The sequence below is a fragment of the Streptomyces sp. NPDC048639 genome, assembly GCF_043199075.1.
Classification (GTDB): domain Bacteria; phylum Actinomycetota; class Actinomycetes; order Streptomycetales; family Streptomycetaceae; genus Streptomyces.
This window is the reverse complement of the sequence record NZ_JBICVP010000001.1, coordinates 569,148-585,502: the sequence shown is the minus strand read 5'-3', so window position 1 is coordinate 585,502 and position 16,355 is coordinate 569,148. Positions and strand designations below refer to the sequence as shown.

Sequence of the window (16,355 nt, the reverse complement as noted above, 5' to 3'; positions counted from 1 at the left end):
AGGCTCTCCGGTGGCGGGCGGGTCCGCCCCGGCAACGGACCGACGGGCTCTCCGGCGCGGGTACCATGGTCAACACGGCAGACGAGCCGAGCGGGCGGTCGCGTCGGGACTTTCGGGTCCCGCCGAGGAACGTCCGGGCTCCGAAGGGCAGGGTGGTGGGTAACGCCCACCCGGGGTGACCCGCGGGACAGTGCCACAGAAAGCAGACCGCCGGGGACCTCGGTCCCCGGTAAGGGTGAAACGGTGGTGTAAGAGACCACCAGCGTCCGAGGTGACTCGGACGGCTCGGTAAACCCCACCCGGAGCAAGGTCAAGAGGGGCCGGCAACGGCCCTGCGCGGACGATCGAGGGCTGCCCGCCCGAGTCCGCGGGTAGACCGCACGAGACCGGCGGCAACGCCGGTCCTAGATGGATGACCGCCTCCTGCCGGGCCGCGAGGCCCGGTGGAGACAGAACCCGGCGTACAGCTCGACTCGTCTGCCGCTACCTGCAGTTTCGCCTGGGAAAGGGCCTCCGACCTGCAACGGAGGCCCTTTCCGGCTTTCATGGGCTTGCCGCCTCAGTCGGCGGAAGTCCCTCGGAAGTCCCTCGGAAGTCCCTCGGAAGTTCTCGGACAGGGCTGAAGTCCCTGAAAAGTCCCTAGGGGACAGGGGTTGCTTGCGCCTCTGCGCTCTTCGGGGCGAGGGGGCGTGCTCCTGTTGCCCCACAAGTACGGCTCGAAAATCCACCTGATGACGGAACGGTCGGGCCTGCCCCTATCCGTCGGAATCCCGGCGGCGAACCTGCACGACAGCCAGGCACTCGCAGGCTCTCATCCCTCTCGTGCAAGGCACACCGCCGATCCGCTCGCGTCGTGGCGCAGACGGCGCAAGCCGGGAGAGCTCCACGCCGACAAGGGCTGTGACTACGCCCATCCGCGGAGATGATTACGCCGATGCGGCATCACCCCATAAGGGAACGAGGCATCACCCGGTAAGGGAACCGAGACCTCGCAGCGACTTCGCCGCCATCGCTGGACCGTCGACGGCACCATGGCCTGGCTTGCCGGCTGCCGACGTCTCCACCGACGCTACGAACGCACAGCCGAGAGCCTCCTCGCCTTCACCGGCATCGCCTGCAGAATGAGTATGGAGACAGCCAACCCCATTGCGCGAAGCGGCATTTCATGACCTGTTCCAGGGGCCGTTACGGTCCGATTCATGGACTGGAATTTTCTGACGGCCGAAAAACTTGCGGCTGCCCTGCATGCCGGTGAAGTGACCTCGGCGGAACTGACCGACGAGGCGATCGCCCGTATCGAGCGGGACGACAAGGCGATCAACGCGATCTGTGTGCCGGACTTCGAGCGTGCACGGGCCGCCGCACGCGGTGCCGACGAGGCGCGCGCCCGCGGTGAGGACAGGCCGCTGCTCGGCATTCCGGTGACGGTCAAAGAGTCCTTCAACATCGCCGGGGTGCCCACGGCCTGGGGCATGCCGCTGCACCGGAACCACATGCCGACCGAGGACGCGGTGCAGGTGTCGCGGCTCAAGGCCGTCGGCGCGGTGGTGCTCGGTAAGACCAATGTGCCCTTGGGACTACAAGACATCCAGAGCTTCAACGACCTCTACGGCACCACCAACAACCCGTGGGATCACGGTCGCACCTCGGGCGGATCCTCCGGTGGATCGGCGGCGGCCCTGGCGTCCGGGTTCGGGGCGCTGTCCATCGGCTCCGACCTCGCCGGTTCGCTGCGCACCCCCGCGCATTTCTGCGGCGTCTACGCGCACAAGCCGACACTCGGGCTGGCCGCGAACCGCGGTATGGTCCCGCCGTCCGAGCCGGCATTGCCGGTCGACCTCGACCTCGCCGTCGTCGGTCCGATGGCGCGCGCCGCCCGCGACCTCACGCTCCTGCTCGACGTCATGGCCGGACCGGACCCACTGACGTTCGGGGTGGCGCACCACGTGACGCTGCCGCCCGCGCGCCACGAGCGGCTCCACGACTTCCGGGTCCTGGTCCTCGACGAGCATCCGCTCATTCCGACCGGGTCCGCTGTGCGCGCGGGCGTGAACCGGGTGGCCGACGCGCTGGTCGACGGCGGCGCCCGCGTCGAACGGCAGAGTCCGCTGCTGCCCGATCCGACCGAAGCCGCGACGCTCTACACGCAGTTGCTGTTTTCGAGTTCCGTTGCGCGTTTTCCCGTCGAACCGTACGAAGAGCTGCGGACCCGCGCCGCCGGACTGAGCGCACACGACCGGAGTCTCGACGCGGCGCGGCTGCGCGGCATGGTGTCCAGCCACCGCGACTGGATGGAGGCGAACAGCCGTCGCGAGCTCCACCGCCACGGCTGGCGGCAGCTCTTCGCCGAGTTCGACGCCGTGGTGTGTCCCATCACGCCCACTCCCGCGTTCCCGCACGACCACAACCCCGATCCGAGGGAACGTCGGCTCGACATCGACGGCGTCGAGTACCCGTACTTCGACCAGCTCGTCTGGGCCGGTCTGGCCACCATGCCCGGCCTACCCGCCACCGCCGTACCGGCGGACCGGTCCCCCGAGGGTCTGCCGGTGGGAGTGCAGCTCATCGGTCCGATGTTCGAGGACCGCACCCCGCTGCGGCTGGCCGAGCTGCTCGAGCAGAGGATCGGCGGCTTCCAGGCACCGAAGTAGCACGTACTACCGGCGGGGACGCGGTCACACCAGCCTCCCCCTGCGCCCCCGCCCCTGTTCGACCAGCTCTTTGTGGCTTCGGGCCCCCCGAGGTGCGTTGTCACACCACCCTCCCCGCAGAGCGCCGGTACGTCCGCCGGAGACGCGTCAGGCGGCGGGCCGCGGCCAGTGGTCGATGTCGCCGCCGCGCCACTCGACGAGCGTCGGGTCGCCCAGCGAGACTTCGACCGGATCGAGCCCCGCCTCGCGCAGGAACTCGGCCACGTCGCCACGGCCGTGGGCCAGCCCCACGATCTGCCCGCGCACGGTGACTCGCCGTCCACCGGAGGGGGACGGCGGGTGCACGATCACGGGCGGGTGGTGGACAGCCATACGTACAGCGTGATGCGCGAGCCGCCGCGTCGCATCCCGGTCGGGGGAGGGAACGGGGAACGGGTGGCGAGCGGGGAGGGGAAACCGGCGGGACGAGGCGCGAGGGACCCGGCGGGGGGCCCTGCCGGAGGGAACCCGCGGGAGCCTGTTGACCTTCCCCTTCGGGGAAGCCCCAGCATCGCGGTGACCGGGCGGCGCGCCCGGCATGAGGAGGGGAGTGGCCATGGGGCTGCTGACGATCGGCGTCTTCGCGCGGGCGGCGCGCCTCTCGCCGAAGGCGCTGCGCCTCTACGACGAGCTCGGGCTGCTCACGCCCGCCCGCGTCGACCCGTCGTCCGGCTACCGGCTCTACGACCCGGCCCAGCTCGAGCGGGCCCGGCTGGTGGCCTGGCTCCGCCGGCTGGGCATGCCCCTGGTGCGGATCCGGGCGGTGTGCGACGCCGGGCCCGGGGCCGGGGCCGCGGAGGTCCGCGCGTACTGGGCGCGGGTCGAGAGCGACACCGCCGCACGGCGCGATCTCGCCGCCTTCCTCATCGGCCACCTGTCAGGGAAGGACACCACCATGACCTCGGCAACCACCACCGGGCCCCGCCCCGCGTTCGCCATCCGCTACGCCGCAGCCTCCGACACCGGAACCGTGCGCGAGCGGAACGAGGACACGGCGTACGCCGGACCGCGTCTGCTCGCCGTCGCCGACGGCTTCGGCGGCGCGAGCGGACCGAGCGGCCTGAGCGGACCGAGCGGCCTGAGCGGACCGAGCGGCCCCAGCGGCACGGACACCTCCGCACCGCGGGCCGCGGACACGCCCGGTGCACCGGCCAGCGCGGTCGCCGTCGAGGCGCTCAAGGCGCTCGAGACCGTCGAAGCCCCGCTCGGCGATCTGCTCAACTCCCTTGAGGAGGCGGCCCGCCGGGCCCACGACAGCGTGAACGAACTCGCCTCCTCCGACCCGGCGCTGCACGGTGTGGGGACGACCCTCACCGCCCTGTTGTGGTCCGGTTCCCGGCTGGCGCTCGTCCACATCGGCGACTCGCGTGCGTATCTCCTGCGCGGCGACCGGTTCTTCCAGATCACGCACGACCACACGCTCGTACGGGCAATGGTCGACGAGGGGCGCATCACGGCCGAGGAGGCCTCATCGCACCCCCAGCGTGCTCTGCTGCTGCGCGCCCTGGGCGGCGGCGGGGAGTTCGCCCCCGACCTCGGTGTGCGCGAGGTGCGGGCCGGGGACCGCTACCTGCTGTGTTCGGACGGGCTGTCCGCGGTCGTCGGCGCCGAGGACATCCGCGAGGTCGTGGCTGCGGCACCCGCTCCGGGCGACGCCGTACGCGAGCTGATCGACCTCGCCGTACGGGCGGGCGGCCCGGACAACGTGAGCTGTGTCGTCGCCGACGTGGTGGCGTCGCGGGAGCCGTAGGCTGCCCGCATGGCTGCCCCCGCGATCGAGGCCGTGGCGTTCGACGTCGGAGAGACCCTGGTGCGCGACGACCGCTACTGGGCGTCGTGGGCGGACTGGCTCGGCGTGCCTCGGCACGCGCTGTCCGCGCTCGTGGGTGCGGTCGTCGCCCAGGGGCGGGACAGCGCGGACGCCATCAGGCTCGCCAGGCCCGGCGCCGATGTCGACGCCGAGTACCGCGCGCGGGAAGCCGCGGGGCGCGGAGAGCATCTCGAGGAGAGCGACCTCTACCCCGACGTCCGGCCCGTGCTGGCACAGCTGCGCAGGCACGGGCTGCGGGTCGTGATCGCCGGCAACCAGAGTGCGCGGGCCGCCGAACTGCTCCGCGCGCTCGACCTCCCGGCCGACGCGATCGCCACCTCGGGGGAGTGGGGCACGGCCAAGCCGGACCGCGGGTTCTTCGAGCGCGTGGCCGGCCTCGCCCGGACCGGTCCCGAGCACCTCGTGTACGTGGGGGACCACCCGGCGAACGACGTCGGCCCCGCTAAGGCCGCCGGGCTGCGGGTGGCGCACATCCGCCGCGGGCCGTGGGGCCACCTGTGGGCCCAGGGCCCCGGGGCCGACGCCGCGGACTGGCACATCGGCTCGCTCACCGAACTCCCCGCGCTCATCGGGGCGTAGAGGCGGGGCCGGTGGGCGGTGCGGGGCGGGCGGACGCCGAAGGCATCCCGTACGGACGCTGTGCGGAACCCGTACGGGCACCGGCCCCGGGCGGGCTGTGGGGTATCGGGCGGGGGCGGGCTCGGCGCCTCGGCGGAGGACTGGCCCGGCACCGCGGCGGGCGACGGTACGGGGGATGCAGGAGGGGAACGGGCGCCCGGGGACGAAGATGCCGCCGGAGTAATTCGTGCGCGGACTCTCGGCAGTGAGCGGATTGCGCGGTTCACTCGACGCAGGGCCGTTTCTCCCCGCTCCGCGGCCCACCCCGCCCCCGTCGCATCCCTCCCTCCCAGCGACGAGGGCGGGGGTCCTCCGCGCCGCGGACCCGTCCGGTGCCGTCCGTGGCACCGGACGGGGCCGGCGCCGTCCGGAGTGCCGACGGTCCCCGCCCGGAGTGCCGACGGTCCCCGTCCGGAGCGCCGACCGCGCCCGTCCGGGAAAAGGACTCGATCCGTCCCCGGGTGATTCGTAAGGTCATGGTCATGAGTGCTCAACTGGCCGCCGTCGCACCGGCTTTCACCGAGATGGCCAACGACATGGTGTACGCCACGCTGGCCACCGTGGACCGCCGGGGCCGACCGCGTTCCCGGATGGTGCACGCGCTCTGGGAGTGGGACGGTACGTCGCTGACCGGCTGGGTCGGCAGCGTCGTCACGCCGGTGAAGCGCGCGCACCTCGCCGGGAACCCTTATGTGTCCTGCAACTACTGGGACGGCGTCGAGCGGTACGACACCTGTGTGGCCGAGTGCCGGGCCGAGTTGCTGCTGGACGAGAGGAGCCGGCGTGAGGGATGGGAGCGTTTCGCGTCGGCACCCCCGCCCCTGGGCTACGACCCGGCCACGATCCCGATGTGGGAGGACGGACCGGACTCCCCGGCCTGGGGCGTGTTGCGGCTCGAACCGTGGCGTCTGCGCGTCTTCCCGGGGGCGTACGCGAGGTCGGGCGGGAAGGCCGGCGAGATCCTGACGTGGCAGGCACCCGAGGACTGAGCGACCGGCTCCCGCGTCGTGCCGGAGCGGCCTCACGCCCTCCGTCTCGCAGGAGTTCGGGTCCCCGCCGTACCGCACTCACCCCACTGTGCCGCCCTCAGCCCGCTGCGAGACGGGCCGCCGCGCCGCCGACCCGGACCCGCGGGTCGCCCGCGCGCAGTTCCACGTCGAGGATGCCGGGGCGTCCGAGGTCGTCCCCCTGGTGCAGGGTGAGCCGGGCGTCGTCCGGGACGAGGCCGAGCTCCCGGGCGTACGCGCCGAAGGCCGCTGCCGCGGCGCCGGTTGCGGGGTCCTCGACGACGCCCCCGACGGGGAACGGGTCCCGTACGTGGAAGACGGAGCCGGACTCCCGCCACACCAACTGCAGTGTGGTGAGGTCGAGTCGGCGCATGAACGCGGCGAGTGGCTCGAAGGCGTAGTCCAGTGCGGCCAGGCGCGCCCGCGTCGCGGCGGCGAGGACGAGATGGCGCGCGCCCGCGAACGCGATGCGGGGCGGCAGGGCCGGGTCGAGGTCGGCGGGGTCCCAGCCGAGGGACGCGAGGGCCTCGGTCACGTCCTCGCCGGAGACCGGCTCGATGCGCGGTTCGACGCTGGTGAGCGTGGCGCGCAGTGTGCCGGAGGCGTCGGTGGTGACGGTCACCGGGACGGTCCCCGCTGGTGTTGCGAAGACCAGGTCGCCCGGGCCGATCCGCTCGGCGAGCGCGACGGCGGCGGCCACGGTCGCGTGCCCGCAGAACGGGACCTCGGCCAGCGGGCTGAAGTAGCGGGCGGTGAACGCCCGGCCCGGTTCCCCGCCCAGGCCCTCGGGCGGTGAGGTGAGGAAGGCCGTCTCGCTGTAGCCGACCTCGGCGGCGATCGCGAGCAGGGCCGTGTCGTCGAGACCGGCGGCGTCGAGGACGACTCCGGCGGGATTGCCGCCGGAAGGGTGCGACGAGAAGGCCGTATAGCGCAGGACCTCGGCCCCGGTGAACGTCTCCATGACTGCGCAACCGCGGCCCTGTCCTCCGGCATTCCCGTGCGGTGCCCGAGGTGCGCGGCCTCGGGGCCCGCACCCTCGGCGATGGCCGGACGCTCCCTCCGGCCCCGTGGGCCGGGCCGGTGACGGACGCTCTCCGGGCGTTCTGTGGGCCGTCGGTGGCAATCGCGACCGCGTTCGCTCGTGCCTGTCGCCCGGCTCTTGCGCCGGGCTGAACAATCGCCCTGGTCACGGCATACGGACGCGTCCGGGCGGACTGAGGGGTGCCTCTGATGGACCGAGCGGGACATACGGATCGCAGAGCTCTGCTGGCCGGCGGGCTCATCGTCGTCACGGCCGGGCTCTCCGGGTGCTCATCCGACGGCAACGCCTCGTCGGACACGAATGCTTCTCCCGCGCCGCCGCCGACCACGCCCGCTGCGGCCTTCGCGAGACTCATGGACGGCAATGAGCGCTGGGTGAGCGGAGACCTTCACCACCCCGACCGGGATCCGGACCGGCGCGAGTTCGTCGCCCAGAAGCAAAAGCCCTACGGGTCGGTCCTCGCCTGCATCGACTCCCGTGTGCCGCCGGAACTGATCTTCGACACCGGGCTGGGCGACCTCTACGTGATGCGCACGGGCGGTGAGGCGATCGGCCCGGTGGTCACGGGTTCCGTCGAGTACGGGCCCATGACGAGCGGCACTCCGCTCATCATGGTCCTCGGGCATCAGCGCTGCGGTGCCGTCGAGGCCGCGTACAAGTCCATCCGCGACGGCAAGCCGCTGCCCGGCAATCTGGAGGCGATCGCCAGGGCTCTGCGGCCGGCGTACGACCAGGCGGCGCGGGAAGACGACGGCGACCCGGTCGAGACCATGGCCCGCGCGCAGGTGAAGCTGACCGCGGACGGCCTGCGTGCCAACAAGGACTTGGCCCCCCTCGTGGCCAAGGGCGACCTTGCCGTGGTCGGTGCCTACTACTCGCTCGACACCGGCAAGATCGAGGTCCTGACCGGCGCGCCTTCCTGACCGGCGCGCTTTCCCGACCGGTGCGCCTTCCTGACCGGGGCGCGCTCCTGACGGCCGGACGCGACGGATGTGCGCGGGACACCACGACGTGCAGTGGCGTACCGCCGGCGAACCCTCGTGCTTCGGTTTCGCCACTCGGCCCGGGGTCGGCGTCCCTGACGCACTCCAGGACGCATCAGGGCCCAAACCCTAGGAAAATCGAGCCGGTTGGGGGATGGCTCCAGCCGCTACCGGCCCCGTCGGCGCTCGTCCCAGCCCGTGCCGGACGGGGCCTCGCCTCCGCCTCCCGTCGACGGGCCCGTGGGCGGTGCCGTCTGGTCGGGCGGCGGGGTGGAGGCGCTCGACGTCGGGTCGCCGCTGGGCAGTTCGTTGCCGGAGGACGGTGTGGGCGTCGGGTCCTGGGCCGGGGACGAGGGCGAGGACCCGCCACCGGGGAGGTGCGGGACGTCGCCCCCCTTCCCGTCCGTGGGCGGAGAGGCCGTCGCGTCCGCGGCGGCATCCGACGTCTCGGACGCGGAGGGCGAGGCGGATGCCGAGGCATCGTCCTCCGACTCCTTCGCGTCGGACGAGGCGGCCGGGCCGCTGCGCCCTCCGATGCCGTCCCCGAACCACGCCGGCTGGTCCCCGCCGCCGATGGGCGCGCTGGTGGGGACGCCGGGCAGCGGCAGCAGGGTCCGCGGGGCGATGGGCGTGGCGCCGGTCAGACTCAACACGAGGCCGGTGGCGTAGAGGGCGCACGCCGACCCCACCACCCAGGCGGCCCGGCGGCCGTACGAGGCCCGCGCAGCGGGCGGTTCGGCGGCGGCCCTCCCGGACGCTGCCGCACCGTTCCGAACGTCCGCCGCGATCTGCGCGCCGGCCGCCTCCGCCGCCGCCGGCGGGGCTGCTGCCTGGGCCCACGCTGGTACGGACGCCTGTCCCGGCTCCCGTTCCCGTGCCTGCCCGGCCGCCCGCTTCTGAATGCGCGACCCGCCGGGCCACTGGGCCGGTTCCTGGGGGCGGGCGTGCGCCGTCCGCCCCGCGAGCCCCGGAGCGCTCGCCCGTTCCTGCGGGCGCACCGCCGCCCGCGGCCGCTCCCGTACCTCCGCGCGCTGCTGCTCCTGTCCGTCCGCCGACGGCCACTCGGGCAGGTCCGCCCGGGGCCGTTCCCGTACCTCCGCGGGAGCCTGCGCGTTGGCCGCCTTCGTCGGCAGGGATGCGGCGGCGGACACGAGGAAGGGGGCGGACGCGGACACCTGGAACGCCCGCCCTCGGGGTGAGGGGCGGCCTTCGGAGCCATGGGCTGCGTGGAGAACTCCGGTGTCCTGCTCGGCCTGCGGGTTGGCGGGCGCGGGTGCCGGCCACGCGACGGCGTCGCTCGTGACGGCGTCACCGTACGGCTCGCTGCGGGGGGTGTGCGGTGCGGCCGGGCGGCCTTCCGGGGAGGGCTCCGACGAGTTCTGCCTGGAGAGCATGCCGCAACATAACGCGGCGCCCCCACCCAAGGAGGGAGATACTCCCGCTCAGTCGAATTTTGTATCGAATCGGTCAAATTCCACCATGGTGGATGGCTCTCGCCCGCGTGGAGTCGTGTCTCAGCCCCGGCCGATGTACGGCATCGCCGTCGCCATCACCGTCGCGAACTGCACGTTCGCCTCCAGCGGCAGCGACGCCATGTGCAGCACCGTCCGTGCCACGTCCGCGGCATCCATCGAGGGTTCGATCGCCACCGTTCCGTTCGCCTGCCGGATGCCGGTCCGCATCCGCTCGGTCATCTCCGTGGCCGCGTTGCCGATGTCGATCTGACCGCAGGCGATCCCGTACGCCCGCCCGTCCAGGGAGAGCGACTTGGTGAGGCCCGTCATCGCGTGCTTCGTGGCGGTGTACGCGACGCTGTCCGGCCGCGGCACATGGGCCGAGATCGAACCATTGTTGATGATGCGCCCGCCCTGCGGGTCCTGCTCCTTCATCAGCCGGTAGGCGCCCTGCGCGCACAGGAACGCGCCGGTGAGGTTGGTGTCGACCACCGACCGCCAGTCGTCGTACCCCAGTTCCTCCAGCGGTACGGCCGGGCCGAAGCTCCCGGCGTTGTTGAAGAGCAGGTCCAGCCGCCCGAACTGCTCGACGATCACGCGGAAGAGCGAGTCGACGTCCTCCGGGCGCGTGACGTCGGTCCGCACCGCCAGGGTCCGGCCGCCCTCCCGCCCCAGCCGCGCCGTCTCCTCCAAAGGGGGCGGACGGCGGCCGGCCAGGGCCACCGACCATCCGGCGCGGGCCAGTTCGAGGGCCACGGCCCGGCCGATCCCGGACCCGGCGCCCGTGACCACTGCCACCCCGGGCGTTCCTGACGTGCCGTCGATCTCCGTCATGGGCGGCAGCGTACGCGGAGCCGGGACCGGGGCGGCGTACGCGCGCTCCGAGCGCCATGGCAAGCAGCGGAAGCGTCCTCTCCTCGCCAACGGATTGCCCCGGAACGTCCCAACCGGGTGTGAAGCTCATCGACTCGACATGTGGGTGTCGGGCGGGCGCCGGCGCCCCGCCGTTCTCCGTCGGTGCACTTCCCATGACAACACCCGTATGGGGAGGGCCAGATGACCCGCACGTCGTTCCAGCAGGAGTACCACCGGGAGCTCCGCGCCGCCGCCGCGCACCTCGGGCGGCGCCGCTTCCTCACCGCCACGGGGGCCGCCGCCGCGCTCGCCTTCGCCACCAACCTGCCGGGCAGCGCCCAGGCCGCCGAAGCCGACGCCCGGAAGGCCGTCACCGCCGACCCGTTCACGCTCGGCGTCGCCTCGGGCGACCCGCTGCCGGGCTCCGTCGTCCTGTGGACCCGGCTCGCCCCCAGCCCGTACGAGCCCGGCAACGGTCTGCCGAACGCCCGCATCGCCGTGGACTGGGAAGTGGCCCACGACAGTCGCTTCACTCGCGTCGTCCGGCGCGGAACGGCCACCGCCCACCCGGAGTTCAACCACACGCTGCACATCGAGGTCGCGGGCCTGGACGCCGACCGCGTGTACTACTACCGCTTCCGCGCCGGTACGTGGACCAGCCCGGCCGGGCGGACCCGGACCGCCCCCGCGCGCGGCGCCCGGACGACCGACGTCAGGCTCGCCGCCGTCTCCTGCCAGGCGTACCACGACGGGTACTTCACCGCGTACCGGCATCTCGCGGGCGAGGACCTCGATGTGGTCCTCCACCTCGGCGACTACCTCTACGAGTACGCGGTCGACGCCGCCGGAGGCGCCCGCGCCTACACCGACCGCACCCTGCCGGCGATCTTCAACCGCGAGACGGTGACCCTGGAGGACTACCGGCTGCGCTACGCCCTCTACAAGAGCGACCCCGACCTGCGGGCCGCCCACGCCGCGCACCCGTTCGTCGTCACCTGGGACGACCACGAGACCGAGAACAATTATGCGGACGACGTCCCCGAGGGCGGCGGCTCTCCGGCGGACTTCCTCATCCGCCGCGCCGCCGCCTACCGCGCGTACTGGGAGAACCAGCCGCTGCGCCGCCCGCAGCAGCCGCAGGCGGCGGACATGCAGCTCTACCGGCGGCTGCACTTCGGGCAACTCGCGCAGTTCGACATCCTCGACACCCGCCAGTACCGCTCCGACCAGGCGTACGGCGACGGTGCGCACGTCCCCGGGCCCGCTTCGGAGGACCCGTCGCGCACCATGACCGGCGCCACCCAGGAGCGCTGGCTGATCGACGGATGGCGCGCCTCGGACGCCCTGTGGAACGTCGTGCCGCAGCAGGTCACCTTCTCCCGGCGTCGGCTGGACCTGAACCCGGTCGCGAAGGTGAGCATGGACGCCTGGGACGGATACCCGGCGTCACGCGACCGGGTGCTGGCGGGAGCGCAGGCCGCGGGCGTGGAGAACCTCGTCGTGCTGACCGGCGATGTGCATGTGAGCTACGCGCTCGACATCAAGCGGGACTTCGACGACCCCAAGGCACCCGTCGTGGGGACGGAATTCGTCACCACGTCCGTCTCCAGCGGCAGGGACGGTGCGGACAAGCCTGCCAACTGGCAGACGTACACGCAGGCCAACCCGCACATGAAGTGGTACAACGGCCGCCGCGGCTACACGGTGATCACGCTCGGCCGGGACGCCGCTCGCGCCGACTACAGGACCGTGTCCGCGGTGACGGCCCCCGGTGCACCGCTCACCACGGCCGCGTCGTTCGTGACGGAGGCGGGGGACCCGGGGCTGAAGCCGGCGTAGCGCCGCTGCGGCGGGCCACGTCGGGAAGGCTGGGAAACCACTTCCTGATGTGGCCCCTTGCGGGGGCTTGGGTGATACTCGGCCGTCCCCACCCCAAGTGCCTCGGTGCGCGGAGTTCCTTGTGGTGATCGCTACTCTGCCGTGCCAGGCACCGGCGCGGGCTCGCGGGTGGCGCGCAACATGGCGGTGAGGACGGGCCCATCCGCCGAGGGTTGCTGCATGCTGATCTCCCGATAGCCCCAACGCTGGTACAGGGCCTTGACCTTGCCGTTCCCATTCAGCGGGTTCACGAGGAGAGAGACCTGTTCCTCCGGCCGGTGAGCCAGCAGTTCGTCATGGATGCGCCGGGCCACGCCGACACCGCGCCACGGCACTCGCAGCATGATCTCCTTGAGCGCGATGGTGGATCGCTCGGTCGTGCCCTCCGGCAGCGGAGTCGTCATCCGGCGCCACCAACGGTCATCGAAGGGAATGGTGTTGACGTAGGCGTAGCCCACGGGCTCGTCCCCGTCGTACCCGATGACGGTCTCCCATCCGGGTTCTGCGGCGTGGCGTGCCAGCCGTTCCCCGTACCGCTCGACTGAGTAGTGCGGCTGGTGAATCTGGTCGGCGCGTACCTCGGCGTAGACCTCAATCAGCGTCCCGAGGAAACCGGGCTGGCTGATATTCGCGACATGATCGCCGCCGATCACGTTCCTATCCCCGTCAACGATCAGGCCAAGGGCCGCATCATCGACCGCCGCGACCTCGCCGGAGCAGCATGATCAACGCAGCCGAGGTCATCCAGAGCGGCACCAGCATCCTGTTCATCACCCTCGACTCACTCCGTTACGACGTCGCACGCGCGGCCCTGCACGCCGGGCAGACACCGAACCTCGCCAAGCTCCTCCCCGGCGGCCAGTGGGAGGAACGCAGGACCCCCGGAACATTCACCCTCCCCGCTCACACGGCGTTCTTCTCCGGCTTCCTGCCGAAGCTCCCTCAGCCCGTACAGCCCCCGCGGCTGTGGGAGTGCCGCCCGCCAGCGTTCAAGACGGTCGACCCCGGAACCTTCGTCTTCGACGCCCCGAACCTCCTGGCCGGCCTGGAACAGCACGGCTACCGCACCATCTGCATCGGAGGCGTGACGTACTTCTCGCGGGAGACCCCCCTCGGGTCGGTACTGCCCGACATGTTCCAAGAGGACCATTGGCGGCCGGAATTCTGTTCCCCGGAACCGGAGTCCACCCGCCACCAGGCCGACCACGCCCTATCCGTTGCCGACCAGTACGGCGACCGGCCGCTGTTCCTGTTCGTCAATGTCTCCGCAACCCATGTCCCCCACGGCCACTATCTGGGCAAGAGCCACGACTCGTGGAACTCGCAAGCCGCAGCTCTCGGCTACGCCGACGCATACCTCGGACAGCTCATCCACGGCTTGACCAGCGGCCGACGGTGGCTCGTCATGATGTGCGCCGACCACGGCGACGCCTTCGGCGAGGACGGCTACCACGGACGCGGAATCGCTCACCCCACCGTGCTGAACGTTCCGTTCGCCGCCATGCTGCTCTGAACGGAAACTACGCTCGCTCGGCATGACCCAGAACGACAGCAGTGGGCCGACGAGCGACGCCTCCGTGATCGTCGCCCGTGACGCAGACGACAAGGTCGCTGTGATGACCACACTGTTCCCCGATCATGGAGGTGAGTACCTGTTCCTCCCCGGAGGGCGCCAGGAACCCGGCGAGACACCGGAGGACTGTGCGCGACGTGAGCTGCGCGAGGAAGCAGGCGTTACCGCCGAATCCTGGCGCCGTCTGGGCTCGTACGCCATGGCGTTGAAGTCCAAGGCCCGCATCCACCTCTTCGAGGCCACAGTGCTCACCTGCGGTCCGCAACAACTCACGCCGAGCGAGGAGGGCTTCAAGCTGATGTGGTGGTCCATGGATGACGCGATCAAGGCCATCGGCGAGGGGCGGTTCCTCTTGCAAGGAGGCCCCCTGGCGCTGCTGCTGGCCCGTAGCGCAAGAGAGGCATAGAGGGGGCTTCTCGCACGAGATGCAAGCCGTTTGCATGGCGTCAAACGGCAGCGGACCGACTGCGAGGAACGAGGCGAGAAGCGCACGGCATGGCCGGTGCACGTCGACGGCTCATGGGCGCGCGCCTCCGCGACGTGGATTGTTCCGCCTACGGTCCACCAGGGTGGCCCGCGGCGACTGTGGACGGTGCTGGAACGCATCCGACACCGACTCAACGCCGAGGGCGGCCTACCGATCTACGGCGCCCGCTTGCACATCACGCCCGACGGCGTATGCCACTTCACGCGCGGCCGATGGTCAGCCTCCTACGGCTGAGCGAGCCAGACAGCCCCGCCAGTCCGTCGTCCCCCCCCGTGTCCGACGGGCGGGCATCCTGATGTCCCCCATGCCTCGCCGTCGGGCTGCTTCCGGCTCCCACTGACGGTAGATCCCTCAAGAAGTTATCGCAAGATGTGTTAAAAACGGTGCCGTCTTCTGCTAACAATGTGGTCCGCCAGAGTTCGCGCCCGCCGACTCCAGCCGACTCCAAGGGACGCACCGACATGCCCTTCCGCTCCCCACCCCTCCCCGCACGACCACCGGCGCCGCCGCTGAGCCGCCGCTCGCTCCTGCGCGGCGCCGCCGTGGCCGGGGCCGCGGGGCTGCTCTCCGCCTGCGGCGGCCGGCCCGACGTGGTCGCCGACGCAGGTGCCGGGCCCTGGCGCCAGTACGCCGGCACCACCCTGAACTTCATCTCGGAGAACACCGCCCCGACCGCGGCCATCGCCGCCGACCTCGCGCCCTTCACCGAGCTCACCGGCATCCGCGTCAACATCGTCACGCTGGAACTCTCCGCCCTGGCCCAGAAGGTCGCCCTCGACCTCGCCTCCGGCAACGGCGAGTACGACGTGGTCTACGCCGACCCGTACCTCGTCCTCGCCCCATACGCTCCGGCCTTCGCCGATCTGCGCGCCTTCCAGGAGGACCCCGCGCTGCCGCAACTTCCCGGCGGGTTCGGCGACTTCATCCCCAGCCATCTCGACGCGGCCGGCCGCTTCCGCGACGACGGGAAGGTCCTCGCGCTGCCGTACGACTGCCCGACCATGGTGTGGCAGTACCGCGCCGATCTCTTCGAAAAGCACCGCGACCGGATGGCGGACGACCTCGGGTTCGACCCGATGCCCTCTGCCGGCTCGACCTGGGAGCAGTACTACGCCACGGCGCGCTGGTTCAACGACCGCACCGACGACGTCCCGTACGGCACCGGGCACCAGGCCAAGCAGCACGACTCCCTGATGTGCGACTTCTCCAACCTGCTCTGGGCGTACGGCGGCGACTACTTCGACGACGGCCCGGCCGTGGGACGGCTGGGCGCCACCGACCCCGGCCCCTGCCGGCTGCGCTCCGAACGCGCCGTCGCCGGCGCCGAGTTCTACCAGCGGCTGCTCGCGATCGCCGACCCCGCCTCCCGCACCTGGGACTGGGACGGTGTCGGCTCCGCCTTCCGATCCGGCCGGTTCGCGATGTGCCCCAACTGGCACGAGTACGCGGCCGCCAACGAGCAGGCCCTGCCCGGCAAGGTCGGCTACGCCCCGCTGCCGAAGGGACCCGCACGCTCCGCCGGGATGTACGGCGGCACCGGCATCGCGGTCTCCGACATCGTCCCGCCCGGCCGCCGGAAGGCCGCCTGGCTGTTCCTCGTGTGGGCCACCGCGCCCCGGACCCAGGTCACCGGCCTGGCGAGCAAGGTCGGCGGCGGCACCCCGACCCGTACCTCCGTCTACGCCAGGCCGGAGGTCGCCGAGGCCGGGCACCGGCCCTCGAAGATGCCCAACATGCTCAGCACGGACGCCGTCCGGGAGACCTGGAAGCCCGGGAACATCGGGCTGCGTCCCAAGATCCCCATGTGGGGCGAGTGCGACACCGCCCTCTTCACCGAGGTCTCCCGCATGCTCGCCGGCGATGCCGCGCCGGCCGAGGCGATGCGGTCGGCCGCCGACCGCATCGACCGCATCGTCGCCCGAGGGTGGGTGAATTGA

At 71.9% G+C, this 16,355-nt stretch carries 14 protein-coding genes, 1 other RNA gene and 1 pseudogene; 11 read left to right on the top strand and 5 right to left on the bottom strand.

Annotated elements, in window-relative coordinates; all coding sequences use genetic code 11:
* The first annotated feature begins 82 nt into the window (after positions 1–82).
* The 3 genes and pseudogenes from rnpB to ACGFNH_RS02480 all read left to right on the top strand — a co-directional run bounded on the left by rnpB (position 83) and on the right by ACGFNH_RS02480 (position 2,651).
* Positions 83–480, top strand: an RNA gene (gene rnpB, locus ACGFNH_RS02490) — RNase P RNA component class A.
* 227 nt (positions 481–707) lie between these two features.
* Positions 708–1,169 (top strand): annotated as a pseudogene (locus ACGFNH_RS02485) (transposase); the annotation flags it as partial.
* A gap of 30 nt (positions 1,170–1,199) precedes the next feature.
* The gene (locus tag ACGFNH_RS02480) at positions 1,200–2,651 is read left to right on the top strand and encodes an amidase (protein WP_393651113.1); all 1,452 of its coding nucleotides are present in this window, start codon (positions 1,200–1,202) and stop codon (positions 2,649–2,651) included.
* Between the two features lie 147 nt (positions 2,652–2,798).
* Here the strand turns inward: ACGFNH_RS02480 and ACGFNH_RS02475 are convergent, their stop codons facing one another.
* Positions 2,799–3,023, bottom strand: a complete 225-nt coding sequence (locus ACGFNH_RS02475; RefSeq protein WP_393651112.1) for a hypothetical protein — start codon at positions 3,021–3,023, stop codon at positions 2,799–2,801.
* Positions 3,024–3,246: 223 nt separating this feature from the next.
* Between ACGFNH_RS02475 and ACGFNH_RS02470 the strand changes: the two genes are divergently transcribed.
* The 3 genes from ACGFNH_RS02470 to ACGFNH_RS02460 all read left to right on the top strand — a co-directional run bounded on the left by ACGFNH_RS02470 (position 3,247) and on the right by ACGFNH_RS02460 (position 6,128).
* Entirely contained in the window at positions 3,247–4,440 is a 1,194-nt protein-coding gene (locus ACGFNH_RS02470; RefSeq protein ID WP_393651111.1) for a MerR family transcriptional regulator, read from the top strand.
* A gap of 9 nt (positions 4,441–4,449) precedes the next feature.
* Positions 4,450–5,100, top strand: coding sequence for an HAD family hydrolase (locus tag ACGFNH_RS02465; RefSeq protein WP_393651110.1), 651 nt, complete (start codon positions 4,450–4,452; stop codon positions 5,098–5,100).
* 521 nt (positions 5,101–5,621) lie between these two features.
* Positions 5,622–6,128: a pyridoxamine 5'-phosphate oxidase family protein gene (locus tag ACGFNH_RS02460; protein WP_393651109.1), complete on the top strand. Its 507-nt coding sequence runs from the start codon at positions 5,622–5,624 to the stop codon at positions 6,126–6,128.
* Between the two features lie 97 nt (positions 6,129–6,225).
* On the opposite strand, the gene ACGFNH_RS02455 is transcribed toward ACGFNH_RS02460, so the two are convergent.
* Positions 6,226–7,107, bottom strand: coding sequence for a PhzF family phenazine biosynthesis isomerase (locus ACGFNH_RS02455; RefSeq protein ID WP_393651108.1), 882 nt, complete (start codon positions 7,105–7,107; stop codon positions 6,226–6,228).
* 455 nt (positions 7,108–7,562) lie between these two features.
* On the opposite strand from ACGFNH_RS02455, the gene ACGFNH_RS02450 reads away from it, so the two are divergent.
* Positions 7,563–8,111, top strand: coding sequence for a carbonic anhydrase (locus ACGFNH_RS02450; RefSeq protein ID WP_393651107.1), 549 nt, complete (start codon positions 7,563–7,565; stop codon positions 8,109–8,111).
* Positions 8,112–8,338: 227 nt separating this feature from the next.
* Here ACGFNH_RS02450 and ACGFNH_RS02445 read toward each other — a convergent pair whose 3' ends face one another.
* Both ACGFNH_RS02445 and ACGFNH_RS02440 read right to left on the bottom strand, forming a co-directional pair.
* Entirely contained in the window at positions 8,339–9,565 is a 1,227-nt protein-coding gene (locus ACGFNH_RS02445; RefSeq protein ID WP_393651106.1) for a hypothetical protein, read from the bottom strand.
* A gap of 120 nt (positions 9,566–9,685) precedes the next feature.
* A complete protein-coding gene (locus ACGFNH_RS02440) occupies positions 9,686–10,459 on the bottom strand; it encodes an SDR family oxidoreductase (RefSeq protein WP_393651105.1) in 774 nt (257 codons plus the stop codon).
* 222 nt (positions 10,460–10,681) lie between these two features.
* On the opposite strand from ACGFNH_RS02440, the gene ACGFNH_RS02435 reads away from it, so the two are divergent.
* Positions 10,682–12,319, top strand: coding sequence for an alkaline phosphatase D family protein (locus ACGFNH_RS02435; protein WP_393651104.1), 1,638 nt, complete (start codon positions 10,682–10,684; stop codon positions 12,317–12,319).
* A 131-nt stretch (positions 12,320–12,450) separates the two neighbouring features.
* On the opposite strand, the gene ACGFNH_RS02430 is transcribed toward ACGFNH_RS02435, so the two are convergent.
* The gene (locus tag ACGFNH_RS02430) at positions 12,451–13,011 is read right to left on the bottom strand and encodes a GNAT family N-acetyltransferase (RefSeq protein WP_393651103.1); all 561 of its coding nucleotides are present in this window, start codon (positions 13,009–13,011) and stop codon (positions 12,451–12,453) included.
* Between the two features lie 68 nt (positions 13,012–13,079).
* On the opposite strand from ACGFNH_RS02430, the gene ACGFNH_RS02425 reads away from it, so the two are divergent.
* From ACGFNH_RS02425 to ACGFNH_RS02415, 3 genes are all read left to right on the top strand, one after another.
* A complete protein-coding gene (locus tag ACGFNH_RS02425) occupies positions 13,080–13,871 on the top strand; it encodes an STM4013/SEN3800 family hydrolase (protein WP_393651102.1) in 792 nt (263 codons plus the stop codon).
* A gap of 22 nt (positions 13,872–13,893) precedes the next feature.
* Positions 13,894–14,337 (top strand): NUDIX hydrolase, encoded by a 444-nt coding sequence (locus tag ACGFNH_RS02420; protein WP_393651101.1) that lies wholly within the window; start codon positions 13,894–13,896, stop codon positions 14,335–14,337.
* Between the two features lie 542 nt (positions 14,338–14,879).
* The gene (locus ACGFNH_RS02415; protein ID WP_393651100.1) at positions 14,880–16,355 is read left to right on the top strand and encodes an extracellular solute-binding protein; all 1,476 of its coding nucleotides are present in this window, start codon (positions 14,880–14,882) and stop codon (positions 16,353–16,355) included.

Excerpts from the sequence above, each read along its gene's own strand:
- ACGFNH_RS02480 (WP_393651113.1), top strand. The coding sequence starts at position 1,200 with ATGGACTGGAATTTTCTGACGGCCGAAAAACTTGCGGCTGCCCTGCAT.
- ACGFNH_RS02445 (WP_393651106.1), bottom strand. The coding sequence starts at position 9,565 with ATGCTCTCCAGGCAGAACTCGTCGGAGCCCTCCCCGGAAGGCCGCCCG.
- ACGFNH_RS02415 (WP_393651100.1), top strand. The coding sequence starts at position 14,880 with ATGCCCTTCCGCTCCCCACCCCTCCCCGCACGACCACCGGCGCCGCCG.
- ACGFNH_RS02435 (WP_393651104.1), top strand. The coding sequence starts at position 10,682 with ATGACCCGCACGTCGTTCCAGCAGGAGTACCACCGGGAGCTCCGCGCC.
- ACGFNH_RS02420 (WP_393651101.1), top strand. The coding sequence starts at position 13,894 with ATGACCCAGAACGACAGCAGTGGGCCGACGAGCGACGCCTCCGTGATC.
- ACGFNH_RS02440 (WP_393651105.1), bottom strand. The coding sequence starts at position 10,459 with ATGACGGAGATCGACGGCACGTCAGGAACGCCCGGGGTGGCAGTGGTC.
- ACGFNH_RS02465 (WP_393651110.1), top strand. The coding sequence starts at position 4,450 with ATGGCTGCCCCCGCGATCGAGGCCGTGGCGTTCGACGTCGGAGAGACC.
- ACGFNH_RS02455 (WP_393651108.1), bottom strand. The coding sequence starts at position 7,107 with ATGGAGACGTTCACCGGGGCCGAGGTCCTGCGCTATACGGCCTTCTCG.
- ACGFNH_RS02475 (WP_393651112.1), bottom strand. The coding sequence starts at position 3,023 with ATGGCTGTCCACCACCCGCCCGTGATCGTGCACCCGCCGTCCCCCTCC.
- ACGFNH_RS02470 (WP_393651111.1), top strand. The coding sequence starts at position 3,247 with ATGGGGCTGCTGACGATCGGCGTCTTCGCGCGGGCGGCGCGCCTCTCG.
- ACGFNH_RS02460 (WP_393651109.1), top strand. The coding sequence starts at position 5,622 with ATGAGTGCTCAACTGGCCGCCGTCGCACCGGCTTTCACCGAGATGGCC.
- ACGFNH_RS02425 (WP_393651102.1), top strand. The coding sequence starts at position 13,080 with ATGATCAACGCAGCCGAGGTCATCCAGAGCGGCACCAGCATCCTGTTC.